This is a genomic window from Paenibacillus sp. SRL342 (assembly GCF_984798905.1).
This window is the reverse complement of the sequence record NZ_OZ481790.1, coordinates 5,393,925-5,407,505: the sequence shown is the minus strand read 5'-3', so window position 1 is coordinate 5,407,505 and position 13,581 is coordinate 5,393,925. Positions and strand designations below refer to the sequence as shown.

Annotated in this window: 11 protein-coding genes; 9 read left to right on the top strand and 2 right to left on the bottom strand. The window is 48.3% G+C overall.

From position 1 onward, the window contains the following. Window positions 1–9: 9 nt before the first annotated feature. Window positions 10–591 (bottom strand): LysE family translocator, encoded by a 582-nt coding sequence (locus AC4E8D_RS23865; RefSeq protein ID WP_221824677.1) that lies wholly within the window; start codon window positions 589–591, stop codon window positions 10–12. 206 nt (window positions 592–797) lie between these two features. Here AC4E8D_RS23865 and AC4E8D_RS23860 point away from each other — a divergent pair, with 206 nt between their 5' ends. From AC4E8D_RS23860 to mmsB, 6 genes are all read left to right on the top strand, one after another. Next, window positions 798–1,805, top strand: a complete 1,008-nt coding sequence (locus AC4E8D_RS23860) for a substrate-binding domain-containing protein (protein WP_124116413.1) — start codon at window positions 798–800, stop codon at window positions 1,803–1,805. A gap of 91 nt (window positions 1,806–1,896) precedes the next feature. Continuing rightward, window positions 1,897–3,765 (top strand): cache domain-containing sensor histidine kinase, encoded by a 1,869-nt coding sequence (locus tag AC4E8D_RS23855; protein ID WP_339178670.1) that lies wholly within the window; start codon window positions 1,897–1,899, stop codon window positions 3,763–3,765. 8 nt (window positions 3,766–3,773) lie between these two features. Beyond that, entirely contained in the window at window positions 3,774–5,072 is a 1,299-nt protein-coding gene (locus AC4E8D_RS23850) for a response regulator (RefSeq protein ID WP_405132468.1), read from the top strand. 316 nt (window positions 5,073–5,388) lie between these two features. Then, complete coding sequence (chvE, locus tag AC4E8D_RS23845; RefSeq protein ID WP_221824672.1) at window positions 5,389–6,474, top strand: multiple monosaccharide ABC transporter substrate-binding protein; 1,086 nt, start codon at window positions 5,389–5,391, stop codon at window positions 6,472–6,474. Between the two features lie 21 nt (window positions 6,475–6,495). Then, entirely contained in the window at window positions 6,496–8,061 is a 1,566-nt protein-coding gene (gene mmsA, locus AC4E8D_RS23840) for a multiple monosaccharide ABC transporter ATP-binding protein (RefSeq protein WP_490206509.1), read from the top strand. Then, entirely contained in the window at window positions 8,030–9,193 is a 1,164-nt protein-coding gene (mmsB, locus tag AC4E8D_RS23835; RefSeq protein WP_036674453.1) for a multiple monosaccharide ABC transporter permease, read from the top strand. The genes mmsA and mmsB overlap by 32 nt, the downstream gene beginning before the upstream one ends. 69 nt (window positions 9,194–9,262) lie before the next feature. Here mmsB and mgtE read toward each other — a convergent pair whose 3' ends face one another. Next, entirely contained in the window at window positions 9,263–10,633 is a 1,371-nt protein-coding gene (gene mgtE, locus AC4E8D_RS23830) for a magnesium transporter (protein WP_221824670.1), read from the bottom strand. A gap of 189 nt (window positions 10,634–10,822) precedes the next feature. Here mgtE and AC4E8D_RS23825 point away from each other — a divergent pair, with 189 nt between their 5' ends. The 3 genes from AC4E8D_RS23825 to AC4E8D_RS23815 all read left to right on the top strand — a co-directional run bounded on the left by AC4E8D_RS23825 (window position 10,823) and on the right by AC4E8D_RS23815 (window position 13,570). Beyond that, window positions 10,823–11,527, top strand: coding sequence for a DNA alkylation repair protein (locus AC4E8D_RS23825; protein WP_221824669.1), 705 nt, complete (start codon window positions 10,823–10,825; stop codon window positions 11,525–11,527). Between the two features lie 42 nt (window positions 11,528–11,569). Continuing rightward, window positions 11,570–12,124 (top strand): methylated-DNA--[protein]-cysteine S-methyltransferase, encoded by a 555-nt coding sequence (locus AC4E8D_RS23820; RefSeq protein WP_221824667.1) that lies wholly within the window; start codon window positions 11,570–11,572, stop codon window positions 12,122–12,124. A 219-nt stretch (window positions 12,125–12,343) separates the two neighbouring features. Then, window positions 12,344–13,570: an amidohydrolase gene (locus AC4E8D_RS23815; RefSeq protein WP_490206508.1), complete on the top strand. Its 1,227-nt coding sequence runs from the start codon at window positions 12,344–12,346 to the stop codon at window positions 13,568–13,570. Window positions 13,571–13,581 lie beyond the last annotated feature (11 nt).

The window sequence follows — 13,581 nt, the reverse complement described above, 5'->3', positions numbered from 1 at the left end:
TCCCAAGCTTTAGATTAATCCGGATACTATAATGGCTGAGTATAACAAAAAAAGGGCCATGAGAATACTTAGTATTTTCTGGTGGCGATTCAGCAACGTTTTGAAAACCGTGCCAAAAACAACCCAACTGGAATAGGCCAGGAATCCAATGAAGGTAATTAACACCACGAACAGGAACGAAGAAAATGAACTTTGATAAAAGGGCAATACATAACTTGGAATGACAGTGAAAGTAAACAAGACTACCTTTGGATTCACAAATTGCATGATGAAACCGTTCCAAAATCCGGTAACTTGTTTTGGTGCATCCTCCGTGGTACCCATCTTGTAGATCTGGTACGCCAGATACACCATGTACAGGCCGCCGACAATCTGCATCACCTTCAGAATTCCGGGCAACACTCCCGCAAGAAGCTGATTAAGAAAAGCTGAAGCGGTAAGCAGCAGACCAAATGCCAGCGTAGCTCCCCACACATATTGCATCGTTTGACGTGCCCCAACATGTTGTACGGAAGAAAGAATTACGATATTGCTGGGGCCGGGGGTGAATGTAACGACGATGCAGTAGATTAAAAAAGATGCAAGATTCATAGTGATGATGCTCTCCTCAGGTTGTAGTTTAGTTCCATGATCATACGTCTAGAGGGAGAAACCATATAGTACATTATTGCAGCAGGTACACCGTTAGCAACAGGAGCTTCCTTTTAAAAGATAAGGGGGAGTTTTCTTTTTGAATGATTGCGTTTACAATTTAAACGAAGTACAAGGTGATCAGACAACTTGAGGAAGTGAACGGAATGAAAAAAATGTTGCTTGTTTACATTTTGCTAATCTCAGCATTTGCGTTGTATGTGTTGAGATTCGAATACACCAGTCAGGTAAACAGTTCTTGGGAGGACCGGGGGCTGCGCGGTGATATCGGAGAGACGTATATCATGATTACATTCCAGTCCGGGCTGGAGTATTGGAAGAGCCCGCTCAAAGGCTTCGAGGATGCCGCGGATGCGCTTGGCGTGACCGTAGAATATCGCGGGGCTACCCGGTATGATGCGAAGGAGCAGACCATGGTAATCGAGCAGGCTATCGCTCGTAAACCCGCAGGCATTGCTATATCTGCAATCGATCCTCAATCGTTAGTTCCAGCGATTAACAAGGCAATCGACGCAGATATCCCTGTTGTATTATTTGACGCGGATGCACCCGATAGCCAGGCCTATTCTTTTCTTGGGACAGATAATTACAAGTCGGGTGTAATGGCTGCCGATAAAATGGCTGAACTGCTGGGTCGTGAGGGAGAGGTCGCGGTATTAACCTTGCCCGGACAACAAAATCATGAAGAGCGCACGAAGGGCTTCCGCGATACGATCAAGGAGAGATACCCTTCCATGCAGATTGTTGAAGTTGCAGACGGACACGGCGATGCGATGGTATCCAGAGACGAAACACAGAGAATGATGAAGGAACATCCCGAGCTGGCGGGTATTTTTGTGACTGAAGCTACCGGAGGGGCAGGAGCGGGGGAAGCCGTTCAAACTGCCGGGGACAGACATCCGTTGCAGATTATTTCGTTTGATACAAATAAGGCTACATTGGATATGATCAAGAACGGTACGATCTCAGCTACAATTGCACAGGGAACCTGGAATATGGGATATTGGTCACTCCAATATCTGTTCCATCTACATCACCAGTTAACGGTTCCTGCCCCATCTTCATCCGGTGAAAATGCACCGCTTCCCGTGATGGTGGACACAGGCATCTCTGTGGTGACACGCTCGGATGTGGATGATTACTATGCCAAATAACAAGGAGGATTTTAAGAGTCCAGGGCATTGGAGCAGGAGAGCGATTCTCTCAACTTTCAGGAACGGGATTCGGCGTTTACGCTTGCGTAATATGCCCCTTCGCTACCAGCTGATGCTGCTTTTTCTGCTATTCGCCATTGTACCTTCCGTAGGACTTGGGTTGCTTGTGAACTGGACGGTGGAGCGGGTAGTTGAGCGACAGGTTGAAGGGCATACCATGCAACTGATTGGCAAAGTGAATGAAGCTCTGAACAGCAAAATGGAGAATTTGCAAAATATGACCTATCTGATTGCATTTGACCCGGATATTGATGGTTTTATGAACGACAAAATGCCACCGAATGATGATGCAGGCATCGAATCGATGGACATGGACACAATTACCGAAACACAGCAAAATCGGTTATATGGCATCAAACAAACCTTGCAGGGGTTCACAACATTGTATCCTGAAATCGCCGGGATCGTTCTCGTCAATGCAAGTGGTGACTATATTAGCAACGAGATGTATCCCCGAGCGGAACAGAGCCTGATCCAGGAAAATTGGTACCAAAAAGCTTCGGCCAATCCGGGCATCTTCATGGTATTGGGTCAGCCGAAAGACCGTAATCTCACGACACATGTACGGTACAAGGATGATGAGATTGTATCGGTTGCACGCTCCATAACGGATGAAGCGTCAGGACGTGTGCGGGGCGTTATTATGATTGATCTTAAACTAAGGTCCGTCTCTCAGGCTGCCCGTAATGTAACCTTGGGGAAATCCGGTTATGTGATGGTGACGGATGCAGAAGGTCAAAGTGTATACAAGCCGGAGCACCCGCTAATAGAACACATTCCCACAGACTGGTTCCCCTCCGGTGAGAGTGGAACATTTACCGCCGATACAGAAGGTGGAACGTTATTATTCATGTATCAGTCGTCTACCTTTACGGGTTGGAGAACGGTAGGGGTATTTCCCACAAGAGACTCGATATCCGAAGTACGCCAAATCCAGTTTTACGTGGTTAGCTTTGTATTTGTGGTGTGTTTGTTTGGCCTGAGCGCCTCTTTATGGTTCTCCCGTTCCATTGCTCAGCCCATTTTTCGGCTCATGTCCTACATGCGCAGGGCGGAGACCGGCAATCTCAGACCAGGCCGCTGGAGTGATCGCGCTGACGAGATTGGCATGCTTGGCAACAGTTATAACCGAATGCTGGCACAGATTCGAGAACTGATATCACTTAATGAATTGCGGGAGCGGCAGAAGCGTGACGCTGAGATGCGAAGTTTGCAGGAGCATATCAAACCACACTTTTTGTACAATACCCTGGATACGATTCATTGGATGGCACGCAAAGAGGGTGCAGAAGATGTATCCGGCATGGTAGGCGCGTTATCTCGATTATTTCGCATAGGGCTTAGTAAAGGACAGGATTACATTCCGCTGCATTCCGAGATTGAGCATATGACCAGCTATCTGCAAATTCAGCAGACACGATACCGCGATCGTCTTCAGTATACATTGAATATTCCAGAGGATCTGCGGAACCTTTTTGTGTTAAAGCTGCTGCTTCAGCCCCTAATAGAGAATGCAATCTATCATGGAATCAAGGGCAGACGTGGGCCGGGACACATTCGGGTGGAGGCCAGATTGGAACATAACAGACTGCTGCTGACCGTTCAGGATAATGGAGCAGGAATGTCCAACGAACGGCTTGCCGAGATGCAACAGCTGCTCGAAGCTCCTTTGGCCAGTTTGGAAGCGTCTTCGCCTGGGATGACAGGCAAAAGTTATGGAATGTTGAATGTGCAGGCCCGTCTCCGGCTGTCCTTTGGTGACGAGTACGGTATTGTGCTGGAGAGCCAGGAAGGTGAAGGAACGAGTGTGACCATCATTCATCCGTTGATGCGGGAGCTCCCACCAACCAAGCAAATCAATAACGAAGAGAGGCAGGAGAGTGAATGGGAAAATTCATGAAGTCGACCGTGACAACTTCCACTGAAACAGATGAGACACCCGCTTCAGCCACGGTAATGGAGATTACGCAGGATAGCGATGTGGCGAAGAAATACCGCGTGCTCATCGCTGATGATGAACCGATCATTCGTGAGGGGATTCGAGATGCCATTGACTGGGCAACGCTTGGGATGGAGGTTGTTGGTGAAGCGGAAGATGGCGAGGAAGCGCTGGAACGGGCGGCTGACTTGGGTGTGGATATTGTTCTCGTTGATATGAATATGCCATTCCTGAACGGTATCGAACTAATCCGTGCCCTTCAGCAGAAGTGCCCGGGCTGTCGTTACCTGATCATCTCGGGACATGATGAATTTGCATATGCGCAGGAGGCGGTTCGTCTTGGCGTAGAGGATTACATCTTGAAGCCTGTGCAAGCAGAACAATTATATGCTGCACTTGAGCGATTGCATCAGCGACTTACTGAAGAGCACCAGAGGACGGCATATGTACAACAGGCAGCTCATCAGATTGAACGTAATATCCCGTTGCTTCGCCAGCGATTTATGCTGGAGTGGCTGGAGGGGCAGGCTGAAGGAAGGGATCTGACGGAGCAGCTTGTGTTTTTACGGCTGCCCGCCGTCCCACCTGTGCAGATCGGGGTCGTACGCTGGCCTGCCGCTGAAGCTCGTCAGACGATACTGAGAGAGAATGATCGTCAGTTGTTTCTGTTTGCAGTGGAAAATATAATTAGTGAACTGCTGGGGGACGTGCCACATGTCCTGTTTCGGGACGTAAGCGGCTTGATCGGCATGTGTCTGTGGCAGGAAGCTCCTGAAGAAATAGAGTCTCTATTGGAACAACAGATCAGTTCTTGCCTGAATATTGCCATTCATGCTCATGTGGCGACACATGCAGGGACACTGGAAGAAACGCCCGATACGTACCGTCATTGCCGTGAACGGGTTTACGGGGAAGTGCAGTTGTCGCCTCTGGTGCGCAGGGCAAGACAACTTATTCACGAAGAGTATGCCGATCGGGAACTGACGCTGGAATCGCTCGCTTCCCGTCTACAAGTATCTGCTGTATATCTTAGTCGTGTGCTGAAGAAAGAGCTGAATGATTCCTTTGTCACGCTTGTCACGCATGCTCGCATTCGCAAGGCTATACAGCTGTTGGACTCAACAACACTGCCGATCCACACCATAGCTGAGCGTGTAGGTTATGATACCCAGCATTATTTCAGCACTGCGTTTAAGAAAACAATGGGCATTTCACCAGTGCAGTATCGAAAGAACGGGGGGACAGCTTATCATCCTTCCGCGAATTAAATATCGCATTACAGTTGTTCATTCAGACGTGTGATAAATGAGATGGATATGTTCTACTTCGTGTGAAGCGAAGTGGAGCATGTCTTTTTTTGATTCTGGTATGGTTTCTCATGGGTCACACTTGTATTTTAAGCGTTTCCATCAAAAGTTGAATTTTTATAAAAAAGGTTCAAAACGTGCAAAGACCTTGCGGCATCTCGAATGCTACCATTAGTCTCAGACAGGAACAGCAAGCAACAGGATGCACTACATGCATTGTAAGCGTTATCTTATAACTCATTCAGAACCGTATGACGTGAGGAAAGGGGAACTTCATATGAAAAAAGGAGCAATGCTCATCTGGCTTCTGGTGATGACCTTGATGCTCTCGGCCTGCAATCTGGCAGAGAGTGGTCCAGGCAGCAAAGACAAGGGATATGTCGGTATATCGATGCCAACCAAATCATCAGAACGATGGGTGGGAGACGGGGAGAACATGGTCCGTCTGTTTCAGGAGCAGGGGTACAAAACCGATCTTCAGTATGCTGAGGATGTGGTCGAAAATCAGATTTCACAGATTGAAAACATGATCACCAAAGGTGTGGATGTGATGGTCATCGCGTCCGTGGATGGCAACACATTAACGGATGTAATCAAGAAAGCGCATGACGAAGGGATACAAGTGATCTCGTATGATCGGCTCATTCGCAATACGCCATACTTAACCTATTACGCCACGTTCGACAATTTTAAGGTGGGTGTGCTTCAAGCCTCCTACATTGAACAAAAGCTTGGACTCAAGGATGGAAAAGGACCGTATAACATTGAGCTGTTTGGTGGCTCTCCTGATGATAATAACGCCTATTTCTTCTTCGACGGTGCGATGTCTGTGCTGAAGCCGTACATCGATTCCGGCAAACTGGTGGTACGCAGCAAGCAGATGACGATGGCCCAGATTGCGACCTTGCGCTGGGACGGGGCACTGGCCCAGTCACGGATGGATAACCTGCTGAGTGCGTATTACTCGGGTGATAATCTGGATGCAGTATTATCTCCTTATGATGGAATCAGTATTGGTATCATTTCATCCTTGAAAGGGATTGGTTACGGTACTTCGAACAAGCCGCTACCCGTTATTACAGGACAGGATGCAGAACTTGCCTCAATCAAGTCCATTGTGGCCGGGGAACAGACGCAGACGGTGTTCAAGGATACACGGAAGCTAGCGGAGAAGACGGTAGAGATGGCCAATAGTATTTTGCAAGGAAAACAGGCGGAAGTTAATGATACAACATCATATAACAACGGAATTGAGGTTGTTCCGGCGTATCTCTTGGATCCGATCTCAGTGGACCGTACAAATGTGGAGCAGGATATCGTTGGTACACAGTATTACACGAAGGAAGAAATCGGACTGAAATAATAAATGAAAGGAGCACATCCCATGGCCGGAATCATTCTGGAAATGAAAAACATCACCAAAACCTTTCCTGGCGTCAAAGCGCTGGAAAATGTCAATCTGAAAGTCCGTGAAGGCGAAATTCATTCCATATGTGGTGAAAATGGCGCAGGTAAATCTACGTTGATGAAGGTGTTGAGTGGTGTATATCCACATGGCACGTATGAAGGTGGCATTTTATTTCAGGGCAAAAATTGTGAGTTCAAGGATATTAAGCAGAGCGAGGATCTGGGAATCGTCATTATCCATCAGGAGTTGGCCCTGATTCCCTACCTTTCAATCGCGGAAAATATATATCTGGGCAATGAGCGTGCCAGCAGAGGAATTGTCAACTGGAAGGAAACTTTTGTAGGTACACGGGAACTGCTCTCGAAGGTGGGACTGAGCGAAAATCCAAACACGCTGGTATCCAGCATCGGGGTAGGCAAGCAGCAACTGGTCGAAATTGCGAAAGCGCTCTCCAAAAAGGTGCGGCTGCTTATTCTGGATGAGCCAACCGCTGCGTTGAACGAGGACGACAGTGAAAACCTGCTGCAATTGATGCTGGAATTCAAGAAACAGGGCATCGCCTGTATCCTGATCTCACACAAGCTGAATGAGGTATCCAAGGTATCCGATTCCGTGACCATTTTACGGGATGGCAAGACGATTGAGACGTTGGATATGAAGAAGGAAAAAGTGACGGAGGACCGGATTATTAGCGGAATGGTAGGACGTGATCTCACCAGCCGTTATCCGGAGCGTCATGCCACCATAGGTGAAGTTATCCTTGAGGTAAAGGACTGGACGGTATATCACGAACATCATGCCGAGCGGAAAGTACTGGATCAGATCCATATGAATATCAGACGTGGTGAGATTGTAGGTATTGCCGGGCTGATGGGCGCTGGGCGTACCGAGCTTGCCATGAGTATCTTTGGCAAATCCTATGGCCGGAATATTTCGGGTCAACTCATTAAGAATGGTAAACCGATCCACAACAATACTGTCACAGAGGCTATTCAGAACGGTTTTGCTTATGTGACAGAAGACCGCAAGGAATACGGACTCATTCTGATGGATGACATCAAGCGCAATATTTCCTTGACGGGTCTGAGCAAGCTGACGCGAAACGCAGTAGTGAACGAGCGTGAAGAAGTACTGGTAGCAGAAAAGATGAAGAAAAGCATGAACATCAAAGCACCAAGTATTTTGCAGAAGACCGGTAATCTGAGTGGAGGCAACCAGCAAAAAGTGGTGCTCAGCAAATGGATTTTTGCCGGACCAGATATTCTTATCCTGGATGAACCTACCCGCGGTATTGATGTGGGAGCAAAATTCGAAATCTATACGATCATTCATCGGCTTGCTGCTGAAGGCAAGGGTGTACTGGTAATCTCATCCGAGCTTCCGGAGGTTCTTGGCCTGTGTGACCGGATCTATGTGATGAATGCCGGACGAATCACCGGTGAAGTCAGCCGGGAGCAAGCATCGCAGGAAACGTTGATGAGATATATGACCAAGTCTGGAGGCGGCAAGCATGGAAATGATAACAAAACTGTTCAAAAATAATATCCGTCAATACGGCATGATTATTGCCTTGGTTGTGATTATGCTTTTGTTCGAGGTACTTACAGGCGGGCTGTTGCTCAAGCCGATTAATATTACAAATTTGATTTTGCAGAACAGTTACATTTTGGTGCTGGCGATCGGAATGGTGCTGGTCATCATTACCGGGCATATTGACCTGTCTGTTGGTTCCATTGCAGCCTTTGTTGGTGCCGTTGCTGCGATTATGATGGTTGATTGGCAGCTTCCGGCTTGGCTTGCAGTCATCGCTTCCTTGCTGGTTGGAGCTTTGATCGGTGCATGGCAAGGCTTCTGGATCGCCTATGTGCGGATTCCGGCATTTATCGTGACGCTGGCAGGGATGTTACTGTTCCGCGGCTTGACGATGATCGTGCTGGAGGGGCAATCGATCTCTCCTTTCCCGGGTGGTTTCCAGAAAATAAGCTCTGGCTTCCTGGCGGACATTCAATTCTCAGGTTTTGGTCTGGTATCTATCATTGTGGGTCTTGTGCTCACCGTTTGGTACATTGTCAATGAACTGCGGGAACGCCGTTCCCAGCGAAAATATGGATTTGAAGTCGTGTCACAGGGACTGTTTTTGCTCAAGTTGATTGTGGTGGCTGTTGTGACAAATCTGTTTACGTTTGTACTCGCAAGTTATGCAGGTATTCCGAATATCCTGGTCCTGCTGTTTGTCCTGATCGTTGTGTACTCCTTCGTTATGAATCGTACTGTCATGGGACGGCATGTGTATGCGCTTGGAGGTAATGAGAAGGCCGCAGGTCTGTCTGGGGTCAAAACAAAAAAGGTAACCTTCTGGGTTTTCGTAAACATGGGTACACTTGCCGCGGTATCCGGGTTGATCTTCGCCGCACGTCTGAATGCAGCTACGCCAAGAGCGGGTACCAACTTCGAGCTGGATGCCATTGCGGCCTGCTTCATCGGTGGTGCTTCCGCTTCAGGGGGCATAGGTACGGTATTTGGTGCCATCATCGGTGGTTTGGTTATGGGTGTGCTGAATAACGGGATGTCCCTGATTGGTCTCGGTATTGACTGGCAGCAGGGAATTAAGGGATTGGTACTACTGCTCGCTGTAGCGTTTGATATCTATAATAAAAATAAAAGATCAGCGTAACACTGGATAAAATGAAAAAACAGACCTTGATCTCAGGATCAGGTCTGTTTTGCTGTATGCCCAACTTATTTACATCAAGGCATCGAGGAAACGTGTGGCGATGCCAAAATAGATAAACAGGGACAAGATATCATTCAATGTGGTGATTAACGGGCCAGAGGCAACAGCCGGGTCGACTTTGAAACGACTAAGCAGAAGCGGGATGCATGTACCGGTCAGTGTACCAATGACAAGAGTGAGGAACAGAGATACCCCTATAATGGCGCCCAGCAGCCAGTCCCCTTGCCAGAAATAAGCGATGACAGTAATCAGCAATCCACATACCAAGCCAATCATTATGCCTACCTTGATCTCCCGACCAATCAGTGCGAGTACGGTGGCTTTGTCGAGTTTGCGTCCGATCAGTCCGCGTACCACAACAGCCAGAGACTGCGTTCCTGTGTTACCTGTCATACCTGCAATCATCGGCATGAAAAATGCCAGTGCTACAACCTGATTCAATGTATCCTCGAAAAAATCCACGATACTTCCCGAGATTAATCCAATCAAGAGAAGCAATATGAGCCAGGGAAGCCTGCGTGTGACGGCCACAAGTGGTTTGGTATCAAAGTCGATATCCTTGCTGCCGCCCCCCATCTTGGCCAAATCTTCACTGGCTTCATCCATAATAATATCGATGACATCATCCATCTGAATGATACCGCATAACCTGTGATTTTCATCCACCACCGGAAGTGCAATAAACTCATAACGCTGTAGAAGCTGTGCTGCTTCTTCCTGGTCCATATCTACCGTTGCATGGATCACCCGCCGGGTCATCAGTTCTTCAACCTGGGTCTTATCGTCAGCCAAGGCAAGAGATCGATAACTCACAACACCGACCAGTTTGCCTTCATCATCGGTCACATAGAGGTAACTGGAGGGGGAGATATGCATGGTGCCTTGCGATTGCCGTAGGGCTTCCTTTGCTGTCTCGTGGGAGAGCAGGGTCCGGTACCGATCTGTCATGATGCGTCCTGCCGTCTCCGGCGGGTAATTAAGCACGGATCGGATAATGGCAGAGTGATCCAGATTCATGTTGGACAGCAATTCTTCTCTGCGTTTGGCGGGTAAATCGTGCATGAACCGAATCAGATCACTTTTGTCCATCTGCTGCATGACTTCAAGTGTTCGTTCCGGCCCAAGTCGTTCAAACAGTTGAATCTGTTCGTGCAGCTTCAAGGTCTCGGCGAGATCCGCCAGAGCATCGGGTTTGAACAGGAGCAGAAACCGATTGGTTTCTTCTTCAGGGAACTTTTTATATACAAGTGAGAGGTCGTAGGGATGCAGTTCTTTCACCAATTTATAGAAATCGGGAAGGTTCTGGGATTGTACATGTTGCACGAGTTGTTCGGTGATCTCCTCCACGGAGAAATCTTTCTTGGTATGAGGTCCGTTCATATCGACACTCCTTTCTATTCGGTCAGCTTCATATTTTTAAACGAAATAGGTTGGCGGTTAAACAAATGGAGAAAAAGAGAATACCCAAAATGATATTGTAATCTTGCTCAAACATTCGATATGGGCTTACAAACATTCGCTGCAAGGATATACTTGTTGTACAGCAACAGACGAGGAGGACATGCGCTAGTGGAAGTAGATATCAGAACACAATTGCTCAGCATGGTTGAGCCGGAGTATCAGAAATTCTCGGCTGCACTTATTCCCAACATCACGAATGTACTTGGTGTAAGGTTGCCAGCCTTACGAAAAATTGCCAAGCAGCTTGCCGCCGGGGACTGGCGCACGTATCTGGAAACGGCAGAGGATGAATATTTTGAAGAAGTGATGTTGCAAGCAATGGTCATTGGACATGTACAGGCTGATCTGGACGAACTGTTAAAGGCTATTGAAACATTTGTACCGAAGATTGACAACTGGTCGGTGTGTGACAGCTTCTGTGCGGGACTGAAATATACGAAGGTCCATTCGGAGCCCATGTGGGCGTTCTTGCAGCCGTATCTAAGATCAGATCAGGAATATGAAATCCGGTTTGGTGTGGTAATGCTGTTGAATTTTTATCTGAATGAGCGATATATCGATCAGGTTCTATCCGCATTGGATCAGATTAGACACGAGGCGTATTATGTGAAAATGGCAGTTGCTTGGGCCATCTCAATGGCTTATGTGAAACAACCTGAGGTGACTATGCGTTATCTAAAGGATAATACCTTGGACGATTTTACGTATAATAAGGCACTTCAGAAAATCACGGAATCTTATCGCGTTGATCCGGAGAGCAAGCAGATCATCCGCAGTATGAAACGTAAGGTGAAGAGGCAGGTTACCTCTTAGTCCTAACTTGAAGCATTCCACCGGGGAGAGGGCGATAAACGAATGAGAAATAAGTTGATGTACACCACGATGCAGTTGGACGGTCGTCCATGGGTGCTGCTCGCTACGGAACAGGGATTGTGCCGAGTGGTTATGCCCAACGAAACATTGGAAGATTGGAACGGCTGGATACAAAAAGTTGCACCTGGCGTGGAACTGGAAGAGAACGAGGATGCTCTGAAACAAACAGGTATGATGAACTGGTTGCAGTCCTATTTTGCAGGAGAGCCCATGACTTATACAGAAGCGATCCCACTGGACTTGATCGGAACGAACTTCCAGCAGGAGGTATGGAGAGAGTTAGGGCGTGTGCCTTACGGTGAAATTCGGACCTATGGTGACATTGCCGCTGCGATTGGAAGACCTTCGGCTGTGCGAGCGGTTGGTGCTGCAAATGGAGCCAATCCAATTCCGGTTCTGCTACCGTGCCACCGCATTATTGGGGCTAATCGCAAGCTGACCGGGTTCCGGGGAGGCCTGGAGATGAAGCGCAGACTGCTGGATATCGAACAGATTGAAGGCGTGACCGATGGAGGGCATGCGAGGTTTCATTTCTAATAGACTCGCGTAATCAAGAAGATTAAGGCGATTATAGAGGGCAGGCACATATTGTGCCTGTTTTTTGCATGTATGTAAGGTAGCGTAATGCAAACGTTCCGCATATAGAACACCAACCTTTTACGTATTTTTGCCCGGTGAAACCGTATGGTACCATGGATCATAGATCAATTGGTATCCGGGGGACGTAATGCCGGGTAAGGAAAGAGGGACGACATGATGAAGCAGGCTTATTGGTTAACAAACGTGACTGTGGAGCGGAGTTATATTCGGGAAGGGCAACAGGTGACGGGGACACGGACAAGCCTCGCTCATCTGCGGATTGAAGATGGAGTGATTGCGGATATTGTGGAAGGAAACAACCCGCTGTCTAGCGATCTACCACAAGTAGATGCCAAGGGACTTCTGCTGTTACCTTCGTTCGAGGAGGCACATATTCATCTGGATAAAACCTACTACGATGGGCCGTGGACAGCCGTTAAACGTATCTCCAGTATTTTCGAACGTATTGAAGAAGAGAAGGTTCTGTTGCCCAAGCTGCTACCAGATGCCCAGCGTCAAGCGGAGAGTATTCTGACCTTGATCCAGGGGTACGGCTCCACTCATGTACGTAGTCATTGCAATATTGAACCTGTCAGTGGCTTGAAAAGACTGGAAGCGACGCGGCAGGCTCTGGAATCATTCTCGGGCAAAATCTCTTCCGAGATCGTGGCTTTCCCGCAGCATGGACTTCTTCGCTCCCATTCAGTGGAGCTTATGGGCCAAGCGATGAAGGAAGGGGCAACACATGTGGGCGGACTTGATCCCCATACGGTGGACGAACAGATTGAGAAATCACTGAACGCCATGGTTGAACTGGCTGTTCAGCACCAGGCGGGCATCGATATTCATCTGCATGATGGCGGGCAGGCCGGCAAACAAACGCTGCTGGAACTCGCGAATCTGACCGAAGCCGCAGGGCTTCAGGGTAAAGTTACGGTAAGTCATGCGTTCTGGTTCGGCGGCGCAGACCAGCAGGAGGCAGAAGATATGGCGCAGCGAATGGCCTCGCTTGGGATGAGCATTGCTTCCACGGTGCCCATTGGCAGAACGATGATGCCTCTTCCCATGCTCCGCCGTATGGGTGTGAACGTGAAGCTGGCCACAGACAGCTTGACGGATCATTGGTCTCCTTTTGGCAATGGGGATATGCTTGAGAAAGCGGGACGATTCGCAGAACTGTACGGATATAGTGACGAACTGTCCTTGTCTCAATCTTTGGCATGGGTAACAGGCGGTATTACACCACTGGATTCACAAGGGGAGCAAGTCTGGCCGAAGGTAGGCGACACCGCGAGTTTTGTATTGGTGCATGCGAGTTGTTCGGCGCAAGCCGTTGCGCGGCGATCTGCGCGGCAAGCTGTATGGTACATGGGGCAATTGGTGAGCAGATCGACATCGGATTGAGGAAAATAGAG

What these genes read in the sequence shown, in the direction of transcription:
- AC4E8D_RS23865 (WP_221824677.1), bottom strand. Translation starts at nt 591, where the DNA reads ATGAATCTTGCATCTTTTTTAATCTACTGCATCGTCGTTACATTCACC.
- AC4E8D_RS23860 (WP_124116413.1), top strand. Translation starts at nt 798, where the DNA reads ATGAAAAAAATGTTGCTTGTTTACATTTTGCTAATCTCAGCATTTGCG.
- AC4E8D_RS23855 (WP_339178670.1), top strand. Translation starts at nt 1,897, where the DNA reads ATGCCCCTTCGCTACCAGCTGATGCTGCTTTTTCTGCTATTCGCCATT.
- chvE (WP_221824672.1), top strand. Translation starts at nt 5,389, where the DNA reads ATGAAAAAAGGAGCAATGCTCATCTGGCTTCTGGTGATGACCTTGATG.
- mmsA (WP_490206509.1), top strand. Translation starts at nt 6,496, where the DNA reads ATGGCCGGAATCATTCTGGAAATGAAAAACATCACCAAAACCTTTCCT.
- mmsB (WP_036674453.1), top strand. Translation starts at nt 8,030, where the DNA reads ATGGAAATGATAACAAAACTGTTCAAAAATAATATCCGTCAATACGGC.
- mgtE (WP_221824670.1), bottom strand. Translation starts at nt 10,633, where the DNA reads ATGAACGGACCTCATACCAAGAAAGATTTCTCCGTGGAGGAGATCACC.
- AC4E8D_RS23820 (WP_221824667.1), top strand. Translation starts at nt 11,570, where the DNA reads ATGAGAAATAAGTTGATGTACACCACGATGCAGTTGGACGGTCGTCCA.
- AC4E8D_RS23815 (WP_490206508.1), top strand. Translation starts at nt 12,344, where the DNA reads ATGAAGCAGGCTTATTGGTTAACAAACGTGACTGTGGAGCGGAGTTAT.